The sequence below is a fragment of the Paenisporosarcina sp. P4_D4 genome (assembly GCF_056401835.1).
The window spans coordinates 43018-64723 of record NZ_JBFUIO010000003.1 but is presented as its reverse complement, the minus strand read 5'-3'; the positions used below and the strand labels follow the sequence as shown (position 1 = coordinate 64723).

21 protein-coding genes are annotated in these 21706 nt (G+C 40.5%); all 21 read left to right on the top strand.

The features are described from left to right. The first annotated feature begins 23 nt into the window (after positions 1-23). The 21 genes from acpP (at position 24) to trmFO (ending at position 21605) form a co-directional block, all read left to right on the top strand. A complete protein-coding gene (gene acpP / locus AC1DSL_RS02110; protein ID WP_016427714.1) occupies positions 24-260 on the top strand; it encodes an acyl carrier protein in 237 nt (78 codons plus the stop codon). 131 nt (positions 261-391) lie between these two features. After that, on the top strand, positions 392-1159 hold the full coding sequence (gene rnc, locus AC1DSL_RS02105) for a ribonuclease III (protein ID WP_016427713.1): 768 nt from the start codon (positions 392-394) through the stop codon (positions 1157-1159). Between the two features lie 2 nt (positions 1160-1161). Continuing rightward, a complete protein-coding gene (gene smc / locus AC1DSL_RS02100; protein WP_477531016.1) occupies positions 1162-4746 on the top strand; it encodes a chromosome segregation protein SMC in 3585 nt (1194 codons plus the stop codon). Beyond that, a complete protein-coding gene (ftsY, locus tag AC1DSL_RS02095; RefSeq protein WP_016427711.1) occupies positions 4743-5750 on the top strand; it encodes a signal recognition particle-docking protein FtsY in 1008 nt (335 codons plus the stop codon). Before smc ends, ftsY begins: the two co-directional genes overlap by 4 nt. Positions 5751-5826: 76 nt before the next feature. Then, on the top strand, positions 5827-6162 hold the full coding sequence (locus AC1DSL_RS02090) for a putative DNA-binding protein (RefSeq protein ID WP_016427710.1): 336 nt from the start codon (positions 5827-5829) through the stop codon (positions 6160-6162). A gap of 12 nt (positions 6163-6174) precedes the next feature. Continuing rightward, complete coding sequence (gene ffh / locus AC1DSL_RS02085; protein ID WP_477531015.1) at positions 6175-7533, top strand: signal recognition particle protein; 1359 nt, start codon at positions 6175-6177, stop codon at positions 7531-7533. Positions 7534-7637: 104 nt separating this feature from the next. Then, the gene (rpsP, locus tag AC1DSL_RS02080) at positions 7638-7910 is read left to right on the top strand and encodes a 30S ribosomal protein S16 (RefSeq protein ID WP_016427708.1); all 273 of its coding nucleotides are present in this window, start codon (positions 7638-7640) and stop codon (positions 7908-7910) included. A gap of 14 nt (positions 7911-7924) precedes the next feature. Beyond that, positions 7925-8158: a KH domain-containing protein gene (locus AC1DSL_RS02075; RefSeq protein WP_016427707.1), complete on the top strand. Its 234-nt coding sequence runs from the start codon at positions 7925-7927 to the stop codon at positions 8156-8158. Between the two features lie 62 nt (positions 8159-8220). After that, positions 8221-8733 carry a ribosome maturation factor RimM gene (rimM, locus tag AC1DSL_RS02070; RefSeq protein WP_477531014.1) on the top strand — a complete coding sequence of 171 codons (513 nt, stop codon included), beginning with the start codon at positions 8221-8223 and terminating at the stop codon, positions 8731-8733. Beyond that, a complete protein-coding gene (gene trmD, locus AC1DSL_RS02065; protein WP_477531032.1) occupies positions 8733-9470 on the top strand; it encodes a tRNA (guanosine(37)-N1)-methyltransferase TrmD in 738 nt (245 codons plus the stop codon). The genes rimM and trmD overlap by 1 nt, the downstream gene beginning before the upstream one ends. 126 nt (positions 9471-9596) lie before the next feature. Beyond that, complete coding sequence (gene rplS / locus AC1DSL_RS02060; protein ID WP_477531013.1) at positions 9597-9941, top strand: 50S ribosomal protein L19; 345 nt, start codon at positions 9597-9599, stop codon at positions 9939-9941. Between the two features lie 103 nt (positions 9942-10044). Continuing rightward, complete coding sequence (gene lepB / locus AC1DSL_RS02055) at positions 10045-10605, top strand: signal peptidase I (RefSeq protein WP_016427703.1); 561 nt, start codon at positions 10045-10047, stop codon at positions 10603-10605. A 19-nt stretch (positions 10606-10624) separates the two neighbouring features. After that, entirely contained in the window at positions 10625-11494 is an 870-nt protein-coding gene (ylqF, locus tag AC1DSL_RS02050; RefSeq protein ID WP_016427702.1) for a ribosome biogenesis GTPase YlqF, read from the top strand. A 185-nt stretch (positions 11495-11679) separates the two neighbouring features. Beyond that, positions 11680-12444 carry a ribonuclease HII gene (locus tag AC1DSL_RS02045; RefSeq protein ID WP_477531012.1) on the top strand — a complete coding sequence of 255 codons (765 nt, stop codon included), beginning with the start codon at positions 11680-11682 and terminating at the stop codon, positions 12442-12444. A gap of 13 nt (positions 12445-12457) precedes the next feature. After that, positions 12458-14332, top strand: a complete 1875-nt coding sequence (locus AC1DSL_RS02040; protein ID WP_477531011.1) for a hypothetical protein — start codon at positions 12458-12460, stop codon at positions 14330-14332. Continuing rightward, positions 14329-14613, top strand: a complete 285-nt coding sequence (locus AC1DSL_RS02035) for an EscU/YscU/HrcU family type III secretion system export apparatus switch protein (protein WP_477531010.1) — start codon at positions 14329-14331, stop codon at positions 14611-14613. Before AC1DSL_RS02040 ends, AC1DSL_RS02035 begins: the two co-directional genes overlap by 4 nt. Positions 14614-14754: 141 nt before the next feature. Then, positions 14755-15915 carry an ADP-forming succinate--CoA ligase subunit beta gene (sucC, locus tag AC1DSL_RS02030; RefSeq protein WP_016427698.1) on the top strand — a complete coding sequence of 387 codons (1161 nt, stop codon included), beginning with the start codon at positions 14755-14757 and terminating at the stop codon, positions 15913-15915. An 18-nt stretch (positions 15916-15933) separates the two neighbouring features. Then, positions 15934-16836 carry a succinate--CoA ligase subunit alpha gene (gene sucD / locus AC1DSL_RS02025; RefSeq protein ID WP_016427697.1) on the top strand — a complete coding sequence of 301 codons (903 nt, stop codon included), beginning with the start codon at positions 15934-15936 and terminating at the stop codon, positions 16834-16836. A gap of 239 nt (positions 16837-17075) precedes the next feature. Continuing rightward, positions 17076-17972 (top strand): DNA-processing protein DprA, encoded by an 897-nt coding sequence (locus AC1DSL_RS02020; protein WP_477531009.1) that lies wholly within the window; start codon positions 17076-17078, stop codon positions 17970-17972. A 105-nt stretch (positions 17973-18077) separates the two neighbouring features. After that, on the top strand, positions 18078-20153 hold the full coding sequence (gene topA / locus AC1DSL_RS02015) for a type I DNA topoisomerase (protein WP_477531008.1): 2076 nt from the start codon (positions 18078-18080) through the stop codon (positions 20151-20153). A gap of 144 nt (positions 20154-20297) precedes the next feature. Further along, entirely contained in the window at positions 20298-21605 is a 1308-nt protein-coding gene (trmFO, locus tag AC1DSL_RS02010; protein ID WP_477531007.1) for an FADH(2)-oxidizing methylenetetrahydrofolate--tRNA-(uracil(54)-C(5))-methyltransferase TrmFO, read from the top strand. Positions 21606-21706 lie beyond the last annotated feature (101 nt).

Genomic DNA, 21706 nt, shown 5'->3' with positions numbered 1-21706 from the left:
ATCATTGAGGGGAGGTGACTTTAGTGGCAACAGTAGTAGAGCGCGTAACAAAAGTAATCGTAGATCGTTTAGGTGTAGACGAGAGCGAAGTGAAAATGGAAGCTTCTTTCCGTGATGATTTAGGTGCTGACTCTCTAGATGTAGTTGAACTTGTAATGGAATTGGAAGATGAGTTCGACATGGAGATTTCAGATGAAGATGCTGAACAGATCAGTACTGTAGGAAATGCAGTTACTTATATCGAAAGCAAACAAGGATAAGCAATTATTCACTTGCGAGACGCGATAGACATTCTTTAAGAATGGTCTATCGCGTCTCTATTTCTTTTTGCACATTACAGGACAAACGGGTAAACTAGACCGTAGAAACTAAAGGAAGGCAGATTATATAGATGACGGGTAAACGTAGAGGAACTCCTCAAAAAAACGGAACATTTTCCGAAACAGTCAAGCAATCATTTGCGGTATTACAGCAAGAATTAGGAGTTCAATTTCAAAACCCTGAACTTCTTTATCAATCATTTACCCATTCATCCTATGTGAATGAGCATCGACGGAAATTTTACACGGACAATGAGCGACTTGAATTTCTAGGTGACGCTGTTCTTGAACTCTCTGTCTCTCAATACTTATTTCAAAAGTTTACTGCCATGAGCGAAGGTGAATTGACCAAATTACGTGCGGCGATCGTTTGCGAACCGTCACTCGTTTTATTTGCGAATGAATTAAACTTTGGGAAGTATGTGCTTTTAGGTAAGGGAGAAGAGATTACAGGTGGACGCGAAAGACCAGCACTTCTTGCAGATGTGTTTGAGTCATTTGTCGGCGCACTATATTTAGATCAAGGCTTACAACCTGTTGTGAAGTTTTTGGAACAAGTTGTGTTTCCGAAAGTCGAAATCGGTGCTTTTTCGCATGTGATGGATTACAAGAGTCAGTTACAAGAAATGGTTCAGCAAATGAACAATGGTGCATTGAACTATGAAATTGTAGAAGAAAAGGGACCTGCCCACAATCGAACGTTTGTCTCCAGTGTGAGATTAGGCAACACCGAGTTGGGTGAAGGTAAAGGCAAGTCTAAAAAAGAAGCTGAACAAAAAGCGGCCCAAGTAGCGATTATTCGCATACAAGGCCAAGTTGCAAGCAGACAGGAGGGCTAAATTTGTTCCTAAAGCGACTTGAAGTCATTGGATTTAAATCGTTTGCGGATCGAATTGGCATTGATTTTGTACCAGGCGTGACCGCAGTGGTCGGTCCAAATGGAAGTGGGAAAAGTAATGTAACGGATGCCATTCGATGGGTTTTGGGAGAACAGTCCGCAAAATCACTTCGCGGCGCCAAAATGGAAGATGTCATTTTTGCAGGAAGCGACTCACGAAAAGCGCTTAATTTTGCAGAAGTTACTCTAATACTTGATAACTCAGATGAGCGCTTGCCATTGGATTACAACGAGATCAGTGTCACGAGACGCGTGTTTCGTTCGGGCGATAGTGAATACTTATTAAATAAACAAACTTGTAGATTAAAAGATATTAATGATTTATTTATGGATTCCGGGCTAGGTAAAGAAGCCTTTTCGATTATTTCACAAGGACGAGTGGATGAAATTCTCAACAGTCGTCCAGAAGACCGCCGTTCTATTTTTGAAGAAGCTGCGGGTGTTCTAAAATATAAATTGCGTAAAAAGAAAGCCGAGAACAAATTGTTTGAAACCGATGACAATTTACACAGAGTGCTGGATATTTTACACGAACTGGATAGTCGGATGGAGCCGCTTCAAATGCAAGCGTCAGCAGCCACCGATTATTTACGCATGTCCGAAGAATTAAAGGACGTTGACTTAGGGTTAATTGCTTTTGATTTGGTACGAGTCGAAAAACGCTTAGGTGAAGTTAAGCAGGAAGTAGAAGTCTTCGAAAAGCAAGAAAAGGAACTGGAAGACCTCATAGACAAAATGGAAACTGAGTTACATACGGTTCGTGAGCAATTGACAGAGCAAGACCGATTAATTGATGATTCACAGGAATCACTTGTTGAAGCCAGTTCCGAGCTTGAGCGCTGGGATGGGCGTAAACAATTGATGGCTGAAAAGCGTCAAAATATGGACCAGCAAATCGATAAACTTCGCTTAACCATTGATGAACTTGAAGAAGAGAAAAACCAGTTAACGACCCAGTTGGAACTAAAGCAAGCCGCTACCTCGAAAGCGAGAACGGAATTGCGAAATGTCCAACAGGAAGTCAAACAGTTGGATCATTTGTTGAAACAATCCAGTGCAGAGATTGAAGTGGAAATCGAAGATCATAAGTCAACATATATTGATTTGTTAAATGAAGAAGCGACTGTCAAAAATGAACTGAAACATTTGGAGCAACAGCTTCTTCAACAACATGAATTCAAAGATAAAATGACGAATGAATATGAACAGATTACTTCAGACTTATCAACTGTCGAGATACAAAAGAAGCAAGTGGATAAGCAGTTATCACAAATTCGAAGTGAACTGGACAAAAACCTGACTGATTACAAAAAACGTCAAGAGGCTTTCTCAAAAGAAAAAGAGAAACTTGATTCCAAGCAATCGATGCTATATCAAGCTTATCAACACCAGCAACAGTTGAAAGCAAGAAAAGAATCGTTAGAAGCACTGGAAGCGGATTTCTCTGGTTTCTTCCAAGGGGTCAAAGAAGTATTGGTTGCGCGTGAAAAGGGCGAATTGTCCGGCATTACAGGTGCGGTAGCAGAGCTTATTCAAGTAAAGCCTGAATATACAAAAGCGCTCGAGACAGCGCTTGGTGGAGCTATGCAGCATATAGTTACCGAGTCGGATCAAGATGCGCGAAAAGCTATTGCGTTTTTGAAAAACAAACGCTCTGGCCGTGCTACATTCCTTCCAAAGACGGTCATGAAGTCGAGAAAAATACAAGCGGATACATTGAGAAGCATTGGAGGTCATCCTTCTTTCGTTCAAACAGCGGATGAACTCGTTTCCTTTGAGCCATCGTCAAAATCCATTGTCGAAAATTTACTTGGAAATGTCATTGTGGTCAAAGATTTGCAAGGGGCTTCCCAAATTGCCAAATCCATTCAATATCGCTACCGAGTTGTTACACTGGATGGAGATATCGTCAATGCAGGCGGTTCATTGACCGGAGGATTCACTAAGCAACAGTCTTCTGTCTTCTCAAGGAAAGCCGAGCTGGATGAACTTTCAATGAAGTTAAAAGCGATGGATCAGTCCATTCTTACAGCTGAATCTCAAGTGGCCACTCTGAAAAAGTCAATTGACCAACAAGTTGAATTACTTGAAAGTATGCGTACCGAAGGGGAACAACACAGAGCGCAGGAATTGGAACTAAGTTCTAATCTTCGTGAACTCGAAACCGCTTTCAAGCGTCTTAATGAACGAGCATTTATTTCCAATTCGGAAACAAAAGATGTTTCAAGTCGACATGAACAAGCAAAAGAAAAGAAAAATCAAGCTCAGCAACGTCTTCATGAATTAAAGAATGAACTGGAAACACTGAATGATACAATCAATCGGTTAACCAATCTCAAATCACAGACGCTGAATGAACGGGATCAATTAACAGAACAAATGGCTGAACTTCGTTCGAAACAGGCGGTTTTAACCGAGCAATTGAATGTTTCCAATGATGCAGTCGTTGATTTACAGGAAAAACAACAAAAAGTTTCGCAAAAGCTTGATCACACCAAACAGGAAATGCAATGGTATGAATCTGGTGACAATCAAATGGGTCCAACTCCGGAAGAAATTGACCAGCAACTGATTGAGTGGAAAGAGAAAAAGCAAACACTTGTTGATCGTATTACCGTAGGCAAAGAAAAACGTGGACAAATTCATGTCCAACTACAACAGGTTGAACTGCAACTGAAGAAAAATCAACATTTGCATAAACAACAGTTGGATGCTTTGAGAGCCGCTGAAGTGAAGCTGAATCGTTTTGACGTTGAACAGCATACGCTGCATACCCAGCTGGAAGAAAACTATCATCTGACATTGGATGAATTGGAACTGCCAGATATGGATACATTTGAAGAAGACGTTTCACGAAAAAAAGTGAAACTGCTGAAGCAATCCATTGAAGAGTTGGGTCCTGTGAATGTAGCCTCCATTGAAGAATTCGAACGAGTTTCTGAGCGTCATGCTTTCCTGACCGATCAACGTCAGGATTTATTGGATGCAAAAGAAACATTGCATGAAGCTATTAAAGAAATGGATGAAGAAATGACGTTGCGGTTCAGTGATACATTCTACGCCATTCGGGCGCAATTCGGCCGCGTCTTCCGAGAATTGTTTGGTGGTGGCCAAGCAGATTTAGTGTTGACCGATCCTTCAGATATGCTGGAAACTGGCATCGAAATCGTTGCCCAGCCTCCTGGGAAAAAGCGACAAAATTTAAGTTTGCTTTCAGGTGGAGAGCGTGCGCTTACTGCAATCGCCTTATTGTTTGCCATTCTGAATATTCGCCCTGTACCGTTCTGTATTCTGGATGAGGTAGAAGCGGCACTGGATGAATCAAATGTAATTCGTTACAGTCAATATTTGAAAAAATTTAGTCAAGATACACAGTTTATCGTTATCACCCATCGCAAAGGTACGATGGAAGGTGCAGATGTTCTATATGGAATTACCATGCAGGAATCAGGTATTTCTAAATTGGTATCTGTCAAAATGCAAGAAGATCAACCGACACTTGTCGCACAAGGGAGCGAAAGAGCTTGAGTTTCTTTAAAAAAATGAAAGAAAAATTAACAGGAACCAGTGAATCGGTTTCTATATCCGAAAAATTCAAGGATGGATTATCTAAAACACGCAATCAATTTACTTCCAAAGTGAATGATTTAGTGGCGAAGTACCGTAAAGTGGATGAGGATTTCTTTGAGGAACTGGAAGATTTATTGCTTCAAGCCGATGTTGGGGTTGAAACGGTAATGGAATTGATGGATGCGTTGAGATTTGAAGTTCAACGTAAAAATATGAAAGACACTGCTGGTATTCAATCTGTGATTTCTGAGAAGTTAGTAGAAATATACGAATCTGGTGAAGAAGAATCAAACGAACTCCTTATTCAGGAAGATGGCTTAACGGTTATTTTGTTTGTAGGGGTAAACGGCGTTGGAAAAACAACAACCATTGGTAAACTTGCACATCGCCTGAAACAACAAGGAAAAACTGTCATGCTGGCAGCTGGAGATACTTTCCGTGCGGGTGCAATTGATCAACTGCAAGTTTGGGGTGACCGCGTAGGAGTTGAAGTAATTAAACAATCCGAAGGGTCAGATCCTGCAGCGGTCATGTACGATGCGGTACGTTCAGCGAAAAGCAAAGGGATTGACGTATTGATTTGTGATACGGCTGGTCGATTGCAAAACAAAGTGAACTTGATGAATGAATTGCAAAAAGTTCATCGCGTAATCGAACGTGAAGTACCAGGTGCTCCACACGAAGTGTTGCTTGCACTTGATGCGACAACAGGTCAAAATGCATTAGTCCAAGCACAAGCATTCAAAGATGCAACAAATGTAACAGGAATTGTTCTGACAAAATTAGATGGAACAGCAAAAGGCGGAATTGTTCTGGCAATCCGTAACAAATTGCACATTCCGGTTAAATTTGTAGGGCTCGGAGAAAAAATGGACGATTTACAGCCTTTCGATACGGAGAAATATGTATACGGTTTATTTGCAGAAGGTCTGGAGCAGGAAGAAGCGGAAGATACTAAGTAGACAAGTAAAAATACTTGACGCTCAAAGTAATGCTCGATATGATACATGTAGGAAGTTGTAGGTGGGAGAGATCACAATGCTACTTGAAAAAACGACACGTATGAACTTTCTATATGATTTTTATCAGTCTTTGCTGACCGATAAACAACGAAGCTATATGCATCTTTATTATCTGGATGATCACTCACTGGGTGAAATAGCTGACGAATACGAAATCTCAAGACAAGCTGTCTATGATAATATTCGTCGCACAGAAGCGATGTTAGAAGAATACGAAGAAAAACTTAAATTACTGGAAAAATTTCAGCAACGCCAACTTGTAATGAATCAATTACAACAAGTAATTCAAGCGGAATCAGTCAATAAAGAACTAGCTTCTGAATTGATTGAGATGCTAAAAGAATCGGATTAGGAGGCGGACTGCATGGCATTTGAAGGATTAGCCGAGCGGCTGCAAGGAACCATCCAACGCATTAAAGGTAAAGGTAAAGTTTCCGAAGCAGACGTCAAAGAAATGATGAGAGAAGTCCGTTTTGCTTTAATCGAAGCAGACGTTAACTTAAAAGTAGTCAAAGAATTCGTCAAAAAAGTAAGTGAGCGTGCAGTTGGCGTGGATGTCATGAAGAGTTTGACACCAGGTCAACAAGTCATCAAAATCGTAAAAGATGAATTGACTGAATTGATGGGTGGGGAACAAAGCCCGATTCAGTTTGCGAAAAAACCACCAACCGTTATAATGATGGTCGGTTTGCAGGGTGCTGGTAAAACGACCACTACCGGGAAATTGGCGAATATTTTGCGTAAAAAATATAACCGTAATCCTTTATTGGTGGCAGCGGATATTTATCGTCCAGCAGCCATCCAACAATTGCAAACAATTGGTAAGCAATTATCGTTGCCTGTATTTTCATTAGGGACAGAAGTTTCTCCTGTTGAAATCGTCCGTCAAGCTCTTGAGAAATCAAAAGAAGATCACAACGATGTCATTATCATTGATACTGCGGGACGCTTACACATCGACGAGGACCTTATGCAAGAATTGAAAGACATTCGTGCATTGAAGGAACCGGATGAAGTGTTCCTAGTGGTAGATTCAATGACAGGTCAAGATGCTGTCAACGTTGCTCAAAGCTTCAATGAAAGCATCGGCATTACAGGTGTTGTCCTAACGAAACTTGATGGGGACACACGTGGTGGTGCAGCACTTTCCATTCGTTCTGTAGCTCAAAAACCGATTAAATTTGTCGGGATGGGTGAAAAAATGGATGCCCTTGAACCTTTCCACCCTGAGCGTATGGCTTCCCGTATTTTAGGGATGGGTGACATGTTGTCGCTGATTGAAAAAGCTCAAGCTAACGTAGATGAAGAAAAAGCGAAAGAGTTGGAAGAGAAATTCAGAACTCAAAGCTTTACGTTAGATGATTTTGTTGAACAACTGAACCAAGTGAAGAAAATGGGTCCTCTTGAGGACATCATTAAAATGCTTCCTGGGGCAGGTAAAATCAAAGGGCTAGAAAATGCCAAAGTTGATGAAAAACAAATGGGGCGTGTAGAAGCGATTATTTACGCTATGACATCTCAAGAAAAAACGACACCGGATATCATTAACTCCAGTCGGAAAAAACGAATTGCAAAAGGATCTGGAACGTCTATTCAAGACGTGAACCGTTTGCTTAAGCAATTCGAAGACATGAAGAAAATGATGAAGCAAATGTCGAACATGCAACAACAAAAAGGCAAGAAAAAGATGAAAATGCCTGGCTTGGATTCCCTTTTCAAGTGATTTTTTAGGCAAAATATTAGGTGTTAAGAAAAAACACTTTACAAACAAATAAATCCTTGATAATATACTATCTTGTGTGAAACTATTCGGAGGTGCTATTAAACATGGCAGTTAAAATTCGCTTAAAACGTATGGGAGCTAAAAAATCTCCTTTCTATCGTATTGTTGTTGCTGACGCTCGCGCTCCACGTGACGGCCGTCAAATCGAAACAGTTGGTACTTACAACCCATTAACAAAACCAGCTGAAGTTAAAATCAACGAAGAATTAGCGTTGAAATGGTTATCAACTGGTGCTAAACCATCTGATACAGTACGTAACTTGTTCTCTGAACAAGGCATCATGGAGAAATTCCATAACGCAAAAAACGCTAAATAATCGGGGGCGGCATAATGAAGCAGCTGATTGAAACAATTGTTAAACCATTAGTTGATTATCCGGAAGAAGTTCGTGTTGAATTAGACGAAAATGCAAACCGTATTGTCTACAAACTTTCTGTCCATGCTGAAGATATGGGGAAAGTTATTGGTAAGCAAGGTCGTGTTGCGAAAGCAATCCGTACCATTGTTTATTCAGCAGCAAGCAGTCACCACAAAAAGAAGACGTATGTCGACATTTTAGATTAAGACGCAAAGGAGGGAGCTTATGGTTCCTTCCTTTTTTGCACTTTAAATCGGGAGTGATTTTAATGAATTGGTATAACGTCGGTAAAATTGTTAATACACATGGAATTCGTGGAGAAGTGCGCGTCATTTCAAGTACAGATTTTCCTGAAGAGCGTTATGCAGTAGGTAATAAGCTGTCTTTGTTCAAAGATGGAAAATCGCCTCTAGTGTTAACTGTTGCAAGTCACCGTCAACATAAGAACTTTGATTTATTGACATTCGAAGGCTATTTGACGATTGAAATGGTGCAAGAGTTCCGCGACGGCATTTTAAAAGTGTCTGAAAATCAGTTGTTCGATTTAGAAGGGGACGAGTACTATTTCCATGAAATCCTAGGTTGTACTGTGTTTGGTCAGGATGGACAGGAAATTGGAGTGGTGACGGATATTTTGCAAACGGGAGCAAATGATGTTTGGACCGTAACGCCTGCAAAAGGGAAAGCTCATTACATTCCTTATATTGAAGATGTAGTAAAAGAAATTGATGTCGATGAAAAGAAAATCGTCATTGATGTATTGGACGGCTTATTGTCATGATGCGTATTCATGTGTTGTCGTTATTCCCAGACATGTTTAATGGTGTCTTCGGATCTTCGATTTTAAAAAAAGCACAGGAAAAGCAGGCAGTCTCACTGGCAGTAACCGATTTCCGTACGTATTCGGGCAATAAACATAACCAGGTGGACGATTATCCATATGGTGGCGGTGCAGGCATGGTGTTAAAGCCAGAGCCTTTATTTCAAGCCGTGGAGGCAATTACCGCTAGCTCCAAGAAACCTCGCATCATTTTGATGTGTCCTCAAGGGGAGCGCTTTACTCAAGCGAAAGCTGAAGAATTGGCGCTTGAAGAAGAGTTAGTGTTTTTGTGTGGACATTATGAGGGTTATGATGAACGAATCCGCGAACACTTAGTGACGGATGAAATCTCGATTGGGGATTTTGTTTTGACTGGTGGAGAACTTGGTGCAATGACTGTCATCGATAGTGTCGTACGATTGTTACCTGGCGTACTTGGAAATGGAGAGTCACCCGTACAGGATTCATTTTCAACTGGATTGCTTGAACATCCACAATATACACGACCTGCCGATTTCAGAGGGCTGAAAGTGCCAGACGTATTACTTTCAGGAAATCATGCACACATTGATCAATGGCGCAGTGAACAGTCTTTATATCGTACGTGGAGCAGACGACCAGATTTGTTGTCCAATCATGAATTGACAGTAGCTGAGAAAAAGCTCATCGCACGGTGGGAGAATGAAAAAAACAACTAATTTGCCTTGCTAGCTTCGATGAATTGTGGTATCATCTATTCTGTACTTCTATGTGAAGTGCTGAATTACGGTGTTCCGCTGCAGCCATTGTCGCTGGCATGAGCATCTGTCTAAGGAGAGAAAACCATGCAAAACATTATTACTGAAATCACTAAAGAACAACTTCGTTCGGATCTTCCTGAATTCCGTCCTGGTGACACTGTACGTGTACACGTTAAGGTCGTTGAGGGAACTCGCGAACGTATTCAAATGTATGAAGGTATTGTTATTAAACGTCGCGGTGGCGGTGTAAGCTCGACTTTCACAGTTCGTAAAATTTCTTACGGTGTAGGTGTTGAACGTACATTCCCTGTACACACACCAAAAATTGCTCGTTTAGAAGTTCTTCGTCGTGGTAAAGTACGTCGTGCGAAATTGTACTACCTACGTGAATTACGTGGTAAAGCAGCTCGTATTAAAGAAATTCGATAATTATCAAATCAGAAAGGGAGCTTGGCTAACAAGCTCTCTTTCTTTTTGCTTGTCTTTATAAATACTTGTACAATATAAGTAATTGACGCAAGGGGGCAACAAAATGGAACAGACGAAAAAAGAGAAAAATGAGTTATGGGAATGGTCAAAAGCTTTGCTTATCGCATTTGGACTAGCCTGGCTTATTCGATATTTTTTATTTACACCAATCGTAGTTGATGGGGAATCGATGATGCCGACTCTTGAAGACGGAGATCGGATGATTGTCAACAAAATCGGCTATGAAGTGGGGGAACCAGACCGTTTCGATATCGTCGTGTTCCATGCACCTGAGAAGAAGGATTACATTAAACGTGTCATCGGTGTACCAGGAGATCATATCGCTTATAAAAATGATCAGCTTTATATTAATGGGAAACCTCAACCGGAACCATATTTGGACGCCTATAAAAAAGATATTATTGAAGGTACATTAACAGAAGATTTTACACTTGAAGAACTGATTCAAATGGAAGTTGTTCCTGAAGGGCATGTATTTGTCATGGGGGACAACCGGAGATACAGTAAAGACAGCCGAATTATCGGTGTGGTGCCAATGGAAGAAATAATAGGCAGTACGAAAGTTATTTTCTGGCCACCAACTGAAATGGGACTTGTTGAGTAACACAGGAGGAGATTAGAAAATGACCATTCAATGGTTTCCGGGTCATATGGCGAAAGCTCGTCGTGAAGTTACGGAAAAATTAAAATTAGTCGATATTATATTTGAATTGATTGATGCAAGATTGCCGCTGTCTTCACGAAATCCGATGATTGATGAAGTGATCGGACAGAAGACACGTCTTTTGATTTTAAATAAAATGGACATGGCTGATGATTTTCAAACGAAAAAGTGGATTCAATATTTTGAAGAACGTGGGCACCGTGCTGTTGCCATCAATTCGCTTGAAGGCAAAGGGTTACAAGTTGTGACCAAAGCAGCAAGTGAGCTGTTGTTCGAAAAGTGGGAGCGTATGCGCCTTCGTGGAATCAAACCACGAGCTATTCGTGCGATGATCGTCGGGATTCCTAACGTTGGTAAATCAACGTTAATCAACCGTCTGGCGAAGAAGAATCTAGCTAAAACGGGCAATACGCCTGGTATCACAAAAGCCCAACAGTGGATAAAAGTTGGGAAAGAACTAGAGCTTTTGGATACACCAGGTATCCTATGGCCGAAGTTTGAAGACCAGGCTGTAGGTTACAAACTGGCATTGACAGGTGCAATCAAAGACACCATAACCAATATGGAAGACTTGGCTGTATATGGTCTGAAGTTCTTAGCTGCACATTATCCAAAACGTATGGAAGAACGCTACAAATTATCTGAAGTAGATGAGGACTTAGTTGTCACATTTGACCATATCGGGAAACTTAGACGTGCCTACGCAGGTGGTGGGGAAATAGATTATGATCAAGTTGCGCAACTTATTGTACGTGATATCCGTGGGCAACATCTCGGTAAATTGACGTTTGATATTGTGGATGAATTGGTATCAGAACCTGAACAGTAACCTTTTTTACCTTCGGGTAAGAAAGGTTTTTTTATAAATACAAGACGTTTTTTGTGGAATATCAACGGCAACCTTCAAATTGGGTTCTTATTAGAGCAAGGTGTAAATGCACGCTCTCGTTTTATATTCAATATCATCAACATTCATACATATATAGCAAAACACAGACAAAGAGGTGAAGCGGAATGCTAACAATAAAGGCAATTTCAGAACAACTTAGGAACACATCAAAACCTAATGACTGGACGAATGAACTCATGAACGATCAACGGACGGGTGTTCAAAAGCTGGTTGCGTCCTGGCTAAAGAGACTAGAAATGGAGAAAAAAGTTCAACTTGAACATGAAGAAAAGATTCATTTTGACAATAGTCACAAGCTATCGATGAATGATTTGGTAGCTGGCATAGATGAAGCAGGGAGAGGTCCTCTTGCTGGTCCTGTCGTAACTGCGGCTGTCATTTTCAAGGATTACCCGAGCGAACTTTTTGGGATAAATGACTCCAAACAGCTGTCACGCAGTAAAAGGCAGAGTTTCGCAGAAGTCATTAAAAAACATGCACATTGTTATTCCATACATATTCAAGAAGTTGAACAAATTGATACCTTAAATATCTACGAAGCGACACGGTTATCCATGATGCAAGCAGTTGACAACTTGTCGATTGAACCGCACGTCTTATTGGTTGACGCCATGAAGCTGCCTACAACAACATCACAACACTCGATTATCAAAGGGGATGCCAAGAGTCTGGCCATCGCTGCAGCATCGATATTAGCAAAAACAACGCGTGATGAAATAATGGATAAGTTTGATAAAATCTATCCAGAATATCATTTTGCGAAAAATGCCGGGTACGGGACAGCATTACATTTGGAGGCTTTGAGTGAGTTTGGTCCAACGCCCATTCATAGAAAATCATTTGAACCTATAAAATCCATGACTTCATAAAGGAGGTTTGAGCATGTCATCCACTATAAAGCCTTCTATACGAACCGCAGTCACAAGTGAACAGATTTTCTCGTTAAAACACGGTCAAGTAATTCATGGGAGTGTGAAAAAATTATTTCCTGACCAAAGAGCCGAAGTTCAAGTGGGAAATCAAAAAATGATGGCGATATTAGAAGTTCCTTTAAAAGCCGGAGATACTCATTACTTTCAAGTAGTAGGTGATAAAGCAGCTTTGCAATTAAAGGTAGTGACAGATGCTCTAAACTCTTCCAAAGCCACATCCAGTCAAACGAAGCAGTTAATGGACTCCCTTCAGTTGCCGAAAACAACCGAAATGGAGAGTATTGTACAACAGATGGTCAAAGAAAAAATACCTCTATCTAAAGAACAGTTACTATTGGCAGAACAATGGCTGAAAGAAATCCCACCACAGGTTAAAATAGCAGAAGGTTTGTTGGCGATTCAGAAACTGAGTGAGCTCAAATTATTATTTACGAATGAAAACTTTCGCACGTTAATCAGCGGACAAGATAAAAATGGCATACACCAGCTATTGGATGCGTTTAAAATAGCCTTACAAAATGATACGTCCATTCCATCCAGCCAAAAGGGAAACCTAGAGAAAGCATTAGCGCAAATATCTCAGCCTTTCTCAAATGAACTTGGCGGGGCAATACTCGGACAAGTGATTGAACGATTACAATCACAGAATACAAGCGAAAGTGACAAGCTGGCATTGTTGAATTTGTTGAAAGACGTTGGACTTGTCCCAAAACAAGCAACACTTGCCAACTGGTTAAGTTCACAAGTAACATCCATTGAAGCGCCAGTTGATGGGCAAAGTTTGCAAGTTGGACAACTACTTCTTCAATTGCAAGACCCAGTTCGAGCTCAGGAACTATTGAAATTTCTTCAAAACATGATTCAACAAAACCAACTTCTATCAGTTGAAGGAAAAGATGAAATCCAACAACTGATTCAAAAAGTAGTGCAGATAGCACCTCAATCGCGAGAATGGAATGCGGCTATAAAGTCTTTAATAAATGAAGTAATAAAGGCATTTGCCGAAGCAAGTCAATCCCAACCATTTCACACTGACCAGAAATTGTTTGCACCAAAGGATTATGTGTTGTCCATATTAACTTCCTTGAACGGTAAAGAGTTGGACGCAAAGGTATTTGAACAATTAACACTGCTATCTAGTAAATCCAATCAACTACCCGTTCAGCAAGCTTTTATTACAGCAGAAGCTACAATTCAATCTGGAATAAACAGCATAGCGATCGAACAAGCAATGAAACAAATACTTGGCAATATCGGATTTGCTTACGAAGCAAAATTAGCGAAAGGAGCGAATCTGAGCCAAATAAGTGAATCGCTTAAACCGCAATTGCTGGCATTACTACAAAATCAAGTGATTGCAGCCACGTTGAAAGAAACAGCAGAAATGATTGTTTCCCGGTTGAATGGGATGCAAATATTATCGGGTGAAAATGGTCCTCAACATCAGTTTCTTATGCAAGTTCCACTGGATTTTCTCGGAAAACGCATGGATGCCTCACTGCAATGGAATGGTCAAATGAAAGAGGATGGGAAAATCGATTCCAATTATGCCCGTGTCATGTTTTATCTGGACTTAGCTTCTTTGAAAGAGATTGTAATTGATATGCAAATACAAAATCGTGTCATCACAATTAATATTTTTAACGAAAGTGATGCATTAATGCCTTATGCAGAACAGTTCAGGGAAGCGCTTAAAACAGGTCTTAGCTCGTTAAATTATCAATTATCAGGCGTATTTATGAAAAGTTATATAAAGCAATCGGAGCCCCATCCTATATTGACAGAGGCGCAAGTAAGCAAGTGGGGAGTAGATGTTCTAATATGAGGGAAGAAAACAAGACCATCAAAGAAGCTGTCGCATTGACATATAAACAGAATGTAGAAAATGCCCCGACAGTCATAGCTAAAGGCAAAGGTGTAATTGCTGAAAATCTAATAAAAAAAGCACTTGAACATAAAATTCCCATACAAGAAGATCCTAGTTTAGTGTCGCTGCTTGGCCAATTGGATATCAATGAATCGATTCCTGAAGAGTTGTATCAAGCGGTTGCAGAAGTGTTTGCATTTATTTACCGGATTGATAAGTCTCATGGCATGAATAAATAGAAAAACTTTTTTTCGACAAAAAAGTACAGAATATTCGATGTTTCAGTAATATTAAGGACAAGTGTGGACATTGTATGACAGGTTTTATACAATGGTTAAGGTAGTAAATTACTTGACAGAAGTTTGATTGGAGGATGTAAAATGAATATCCATGAATATCAAGGTAAACAACTCCTCAGACAATATGGTGTCGCAGTGTCGAACGGTTTAGTTGCTTTTTCTCCTGAAGAAGCAGTAAAAGCTGCAAAAGAACTAGGCACTGAAGTTGTCGTGGTGAAAGCTCAAATCCACGCAGGTGGTCGTGGTAAAGCTGGCGGTGTTAAAATCGCGAAGAACTTGGATGAAGTTCGTACATACGCGAAGGAACTTCTTGGTAAAGTCCTTGTCACTCATCAGACAGGTCCTGAAGGAAAAGAAATCAAGCGTCTTCTAGTTGAAGAAGGCTGCGACATTAAGAAAGAGTACTACTTAGGTTTAGTACTTGACCGTGCAACTTCACGTGTAACTCTTATGGGTTCTGAAGAGGGCGGAATGGACATTGAAGAAGTTGCTGAAGCAACTCCTGAAAAAATCTTCAAAGAAGTAATCGATCCAGTTATTGGATTAACAGGCTTCCAAGCTCGTCGTATGGCTTTCAACATGAACATTCCAGCTAAGCTAGTAAACAAAGCTGTGAAATTCATGCTTGGTCTTTACCAAGTGTTTGTTGAAAAAGATGCGGCAATCGTTGAAATCAATCCACTAGTTGTAACAGGTGGTGGAGACGTTATGGCACTTGACGCGAAGTTTAACTTCGACGCTAATGCTTTATATCGTCATAAAGACATTTTGGAATTACGCGACTATGACGAAGAAGATGCAAAAGAAATCGAAGCTTCTAAATATGACTTAAGCTATATCTCATTGGATGGCAACATCGGATGTATGGTTAACGGTGCTGGACTAGCTATGGCAACAATGGATACAATCAGCTATTACGGCGGATCACCCGCTAACTTCCTTGACGTTGGGGGCGGTGCGACAGCTGAGAAAGTGACTGAAGCATTCAAAATCATTCTTTCAGACAAAAATGTTAAAGGGATCTTCGTTAACATCTTTGGCGGAATCATGAAGTGTGACGTTATCGCTGAAGGCGTAATCACAGCTGCGAAAGAAGTTGGATTGCAAGTACCTTTAGTTGTTCGTTTGGAAGGTACAAACGTAGAACTTGGGAAGAAATTATTGAATGAATCTGGCTTAAACATTATTGCGGCTGGCTCTATGGCTGATGGCGCGCAAAAAATTGTTGAACTTGTAGGCTAAGAAAGGCAGGGACAAAAGATGAGCGTTTATATTAACAAAGATACGAAAGTACTCGTGCAAGGTATTACGGGATCAACAGCTCTTTTCCATACAAAGCAAATGCTTGAGTATGGTACAAAAATCGTCGCTGGTGTAACTCCAGGTAAAGGCGGAACTGAAGCTGAAGGCGTACCCGTTTTCAATACAGTAGAAGAAGCTGTGAAAGCAACTGGCGCTAACGTGTCCGTTATTTATGTTCCAGCTCCATTCGCTGCAGATGCTATTCTTGAAGCAGTAGATGCTGACTTGGATATGGCGATTTGTATTACTGAACACATTCCTGTTCTTGATATGGTAAAAGTTAAACGCTATATGGAAGGCAAGAAAACTCGTTTAGTCGGACCGAACTGCCCAGGTGTAATTACACCTGAAGAATGTAAAATTGGTATTATGCCAGGATACATTCACAAAAAAGGCCATGTAGGTGTAGTTTCTCGTTCTGGTACACTAACTTATGAAGCAGTACACCAACTTTCTCAAGAAGGTATTGGACAAAGTACAGCTGTAGGTATTGGTGGAGACCCAGTAAACGGAACTGACTTCATCGATGCATTATCTGCATTCAATGAAGATCCAGATACGTATGCAGTAGTAATGATTGGTGAAATCGGCGGAACAGCTGAAGAAGAAGCTGCTGAGTGGATCAAAACTAACATGACTAAACCTGTAGTAGGATTCATTGGTGGACAAACAGCTCCTGAAGGTAAACGTATGGGCCATGCCGGTGCGATTATCTCTGGTGGTAAAGGTACAGCTGCTGACAAAATCAAAGCGATGAATGAAGCTGGCATGGAAGTTGCAGCTACTCCATCTGTTATTGGTGAAACTTTAATCAAAGTGATTAAAGAAAAAGGCTTGTACGATCAATGTAAAACACATTAATCTAAAATAAATGCTCGAAACGTTGTTAATTCAACGTTTCGAGCTTTTTTGATTTTGTCTGATAATATAATTCTTTTTAACAAGCGGTTCTAACATCTAATTTATATAGAAGAAACTCAGAAAAGTAGAAGTCGAAAGTAGTCGAAAACTGGTCAATTTATTAATAACAGATTAATATAAAAGGAGGCGACGCATCGTCGGATGTTTTGCTTCTGTTTCTAAAAAAAAGGAGGAAATGCATGATCAATCTATCATTTTATCATCGTTTATTGGCGCTTCACTATGTTTTGCCTATCCCTCTAAATCGCTTGGAGCCCCTACTTCAAGTAGATTCTGAATTAGCCTCATGCGAGGGAATGGATATCTATCAGCTTTCGAAATTATTGAGACTGACTCCTGAACGAGCCAGGAAATTTAAAGATGCATATGCAAAAGTGCTTGAAACCCCCCTTATACAAGCATATAACTCGAATAACATTACCCCAATCCCATTTAACCATCCTAATTATCCCAAACAATTAAGAACACTATATGACCCGCCAGCAATTCTTTACGCGAAAGGCAATATTGATTATTTAACGATGAAAAATTACGTGTCAGTCGTTGGTGCGAGAGACGCAACGGACTATTCGAGAGCTTCGATGTCATTGATTCTTCCTCCACTTATTGAGTATGATATGGTCATTGTCAGTGGCATGGCGAAAGGTGCTGATGCAATGGCTCATCAGACAACTCATAATCTTGGCGGAAAAACCATCGGAATCCTTGGTCATGGTCACTTCACCCGCTATCCCAAAGAGAACGACCAGTTATATACGATCATGGAAAAGCATCATTTAACTGTGACTGAGTATCCACCGTACGTCACTCCACAAAAATGGTATTTTCCTATGCGAAACCGGCTAATCAGCGGTATTTCTCAAGCGCTGGTTGTAACAGAGGCAAAAGAAAAAAGTGGAACAGTCAGTACCCTCCAACATGCTTTGGACAATGGAAAAGATGTCTATTGTGTCCCTGGTCCCATCACCTCAATGCTGTCACTCGGACCCAACCGGTCGCTATTAGATGGGGCTAAACCAATCTGGAATGGCTATCAAATTGTAGAAGATTTTCAAGGATTGTCTATTCAAAATTGAACAATGTAATGAAAAATGGTTGCATTATAGTAAAATCTGTTATACATTTTGCAACAGGTATTTCTTTTATTGATTTATTAGGAACCTCTATGAGGAGGCACATACATGTCGGATTTTTTAGTGATTGTGGAATCGCCAGCCAAAGCGAAAACGATTGAACGTTATCTTGGCAAAAAGTACAAAGTAAAAGCATCACTTGGTCATGTTCGTGATTTGCCACGTAGTCAAATGGGTGTAGACGTAGAAAATGAATACACACCAAAGTACATCACGATTCGTGGTAAAGGCCCAGTTATGCAGGATCTGAAATCAGCAGCCAAAAAAGCGAAGAAAATTTATCTCGCGGCTGACCCCGATCGCGAAGGCGAAGCAATTGCTTGGCATCTAGCGAATTCATTGAACATTGATATTGAATCAGATTGTCGCGTCGTTTTTAATGAAATTACAAAAGACGCAATTAAAGAATCGTTTAAAAACCCCCGTCCCATTGATATGGACTTGGTAGATGCACAACAAGCCCGTCGTATTTTGGATAGGTTGGTTGGTTATAACATCAGTCCGATTCTATGGAAGAAAGTCAAAAAAGGTCTATCTGCAGGTCGCGTGCAATCCGTTGCGTTAAGACTGATCATTGACCGTGAGAACGAGATTAAGAATTTCCAGCCTGAAGAATACTGGTCAATCGAAGGTAGCTTTGAAAAAGGCAAAAAATCATTTGACGCGATGTACTTCGGCAATGGAAACGAAAAGGTCAAGTTGACAAACGAAGACCAAGTAAAAGAAATCTTGAAACAACTTAAAGGTGACAAGTTCGAAGTCACAAGCGTTGTTAAAAAAGAGCGTAAACGCAACCCAGCGCCATCGTTCACTACATCATCCCTTCAACAGGAAGCGGCACGCAAGTTAAACTTCCGAGCACGAAAAACAATGATGCTTGCTCAACAGCTATATGAAGGTTTGAATGTTGGAAAAGAAGGTACTGTCGGTTTGATTACGTATATGCGTACAGATTCTACCCGAATTTCCGATACAGCGAAGAAAGATGCACACAGTTTTATAGAAGGGGAATATGGCAAGGAATATGTCACCACTTCAACAGGACCGACTAAACAATCGAGCAAATCTCAGGATGCCCATGAAGCGATTCGTCCTACGAGCGTATTGAGATCTCCTGATCAGCTGAAATCAATTCTTTCAAAAGATTTATTCCGTCTCTACAAGTTGATTTGGGAACGGTTCTTGGCGAGCCAGATGTCTTCAGCAGTATTAGATACTGTGACGGTTGATTTAACAAATGAAAATGTTGTATTCCGTGCGAATGGTTCACAAGTGAAATTCCCTGGTTTCATGAAATTATATGTAGAAGGCAACGATGATCAAGTAGAGGAAAAAGATCGTATATTACCGGAAATGGAAAAAGGCGATTTTGTGAAGAAGCTTGAAATTGAGCCGAAGCAACATTTCACACAACCACCACCACGTTATTCGGAGGCCCGACTTGTTAAAACGCTTGAAGAGCTTGGGATAGGCCGTCCTTCGACATATGCACCTACACTTGATACAATACAAAAGCGCGGATATGTATCACTCGATGCAAAGCGTTTTGTGCCAACTGAACTTGGTGGCATTGTCCATCAGCTAGTGTTGGAGTTTTTCCCGGACATTATTGACATCGAGTTTACTGCCCAGATGGAAAAAGATTTGGACAGTGTCGAAGAAGGACAGGAAAAATGGGTTCACATCATTGATAAGTTCTACAGAGACTTTGAAAAGCATGTAACACACGCGGACAAAGAGATGGAGAAAGTCGTAATCAAGGATGAACCTGCAGGAGAAGATTGCGAAAAATGTGAATCTCCAATGGTCTTTAAATTAGGCAGATATGGAAAATTCATGGCATGTAGCAACTTCCCGGATTGCCGTAATACAAAAGCAATCGTTAAAAATATCGGAGTGACGTGTCCAAGCTGTAAGGAAGGCGAAGTCGTTGAACGTAAAAGTAAATCGAAACGTATTTTTTATGGATGCGATCGCTATCCAACTTGTGAATTCGTTTCATGGGACAAGCCAATCAGCCGCCCATGTCCGAAATGTAGCGAATTGCTAGTAGAGAAAAAACTGAAAAAAGGTATTCAAATCCAGTGTACTTCTTGTGATTACAAGGAAGATACACAAGCATAATAAAGATAAGCAACAAGTGTCGGTCCAGTTGGTCCTTAGTGGGCTAACTGGACTGATGTTTGGAGCTGTACATAGAAAAAAAGAAATAAAAATCTGTGAAAGTTTCTATTTTCTCAGATTGTATAGAAAAGGTTGGTGTAGGAATTGACAATCGTCAATGTAATTGGAGCAGGTCTTGCAGGAAGTGAAGCTGCGTGGCAAATCGCCAAAAGAGGTGTACGGGTTCGATTGTACGAAATGCGCCCGGTTAAACAAACAGCTGCTCATCACACGGATAAATTCGCAGAGTTAGTATGTTCAAATTCTTTACGTGCGAACACATTAACTAATGCTGTCGGCGTCATTAAAGAAGAAATGAGAATGCTGGACTCCGTTATAATGGGTGCTGCAGATCAATGTGCTGTCCCTGCGGGTGGCGCTCTTGCGGTAGATCGTCATGAATTTGCGGGGTATGTAACAGAAAAAGTGAAAAATCATCCTCTTGTTGAAGTCATCAATGAGGAAGTAACTGAAATTCCTGAAGGCATTACCATTATTGCTACAGGACCATTAACTTCTCAGGCTTTGGCTGAAAAGATACAACAACTGACTGGTCAGGATTATTTATACTTTTATGATGCAGCTGCCCCAATAGTTGAAAAAGACAGTATTAACATGGACAAGGTTTATGTGAAATCCCGCTATGATAAAGGGGAAGCAGCATACATCAATTGTCCGATGACAGAAGAAGAGTTTGACCGTTTTTATGAAGCTCTGATTTCTGCTGAAGTAGTGCCTTTAAAAGAATTCGAAAAAGAAATCTATTTCGAAGGTTGTATGCCGTTTGAAGTGATGGCTGAACGTGGGAAAAAGACTTTATTATTCGGTCCAATGAAGCCAGTTGGACTGGAAAATCCGAGAACTGGCAAGGTTCCTTTTGCTGTTGTACAGTTGCGACAAGATGATGCAGCAGGCACTTTGTACAACATTGTCGGATTTCAGACACATTTAAAATGGGGTCCACAAAAACAAGTTTTGCAGTTAATTCCAGGTTTGGAAGATGTGGAAATCGTCCGCTACGGCGTGATGCACCGTAATACGTTCATCAATTCACCAAGAGTTTTGAAACCTACATATCAACTAAAGACAAATGATCAATTGTTCTTTGCGGGACAAATGACAGGTGTTGAAGGATATGTTGAATCAGCCGGAAGTGGCTTGATAGCAGGGATAAACGCTGCAAGATTAGCTTTGGGGGAAGAATTACTTGTATTCCCTGAAGCTACCGCACTAGGCAGTATGGCTCGCTATATTACAGAAGCTGATCCGAAAAACTTCCAACCGATGAACGTCAACTTTGGTTTATTCCCTACTTTGTCGCAACGGTACAAAACGAAAGAAAAGCGTGGAGAGAAGCAAGCTGAACGTGCACTTGGCACAATTCAAAATTTTATGAATTCATATTCGATTTAATTGCTGAAAGCCTCTAATTATTGTTATAATTTAGAGGCTTTTTACTTTGTCATATTTATAAATTCGTATACAATTCATTTTTCACGTGTTTTGCCATCCAG

Bases quoted from the DNA above. Each gene is read 5' to 3' on its own strand.
- AC1DSL_RS02045 (WP_477531012.1), top strand. From the start codon at position 11,680: ATGCTAACAATAAAGGCAATTTCAGAACAACTTAGGAACACATCAAAA.
- trmD (WP_477531032.1), top strand. From the start codon at position 8,733: ATGCGTATTCATGTGTTGTCGTTATTCCCAGACATGTTTAATGGTGTC.
- ylqF (WP_016427702.1), top strand. From the start codon at position 10,625: ATGACCATTCAATGGTTTCCGGGTCATATGGCGAAAGCTCGTCGTGAA.
- AC1DSL_RS02090 (WP_016427710.1), top strand. From the start codon at position 5,827: ATGCTACTTGAAAAAACGACACGTATGAACTTTCTATATGATTTTTAT.
- lepB (WP_016427703.1), top strand. From the start codon at position 10,045: ATGGAACAGACGAAAAAAGAGAAAAATGAGTTATGGGAATGGTCAAAA.
- sucC (WP_016427698.1), top strand. From the start codon at position 14,755: ATGAATATCCATGAATATCAAGGTAAACAACTCCTCAGACAATATGGT.
- rplS (WP_477531013.1), top strand. From the start codon at position 9,597: ATGCAAAACATTATTACTGAAATCACTAAAGAACAACTTCGTTCGGAT.
- AC1DSL_RS02040 (WP_477531011.1), top strand. From the start codon at position 12,458: ATGTCATCCACTATAAAGCCTTCTATACGAACCGCAGTCACAAGTGAA.
- rimM (WP_477531014.1), top strand. From the start codon at position 8,221: ATGAATTGGTATAACGTCGGTAAAATTGTTAATACACATGGAATTCGT.
- rpsP (WP_016427708.1), top strand. From the start codon at position 7,638: ATGGCAGTTAAAATTCGCTTAAAACGTATGGGAGCTAAAAAATCTCCT.
- AC1DSL_RS02035 (WP_477531010.1), top strand. From the start codon at position 14,329: ATGAGGGAAGAAAACAAGACCATCAAAGAAGCTGTCGCATTGACATAT.
- topA (WP_477531008.1), top strand. From the start codon at position 18,078: ATGTCGGATTTTTTAGTGATTGTGGAATCGCCAGCCAAAGCGAAAACG.
- sucD (WP_016427697.1), top strand. From the start codon at position 15,934: ATGAGCGTTTATATTAACAAAGATACGAAAGTACTCGTGCAAGGTATT.
- AC1DSL_RS02075 (WP_016427707.1), top strand. From the start codon at position 7,925: ATGAAGCAGCTGATTGAAACAATTGTTAAACCATTAGTTGATTATCCG.
- rnc (WP_016427713.1), top strand. From the start codon at position 392: ATGACGGGTAAACGTAGAGGAACTCCTCAAAAAAACGGAACATTTTCC.
- AC1DSL_RS02020 (WP_477531009.1), top strand. From the start codon at position 17,076: ATGATCAATCTATCATTTTATCATCGTTTATTGGCGCTTCACTATGTT.
- ffh (WP_477531015.1), top strand. From the start codon at position 6,175: ATGGCATTTGAAGGATTAGCCGAGCGGCTGCAAGGAACCATCCAACGC.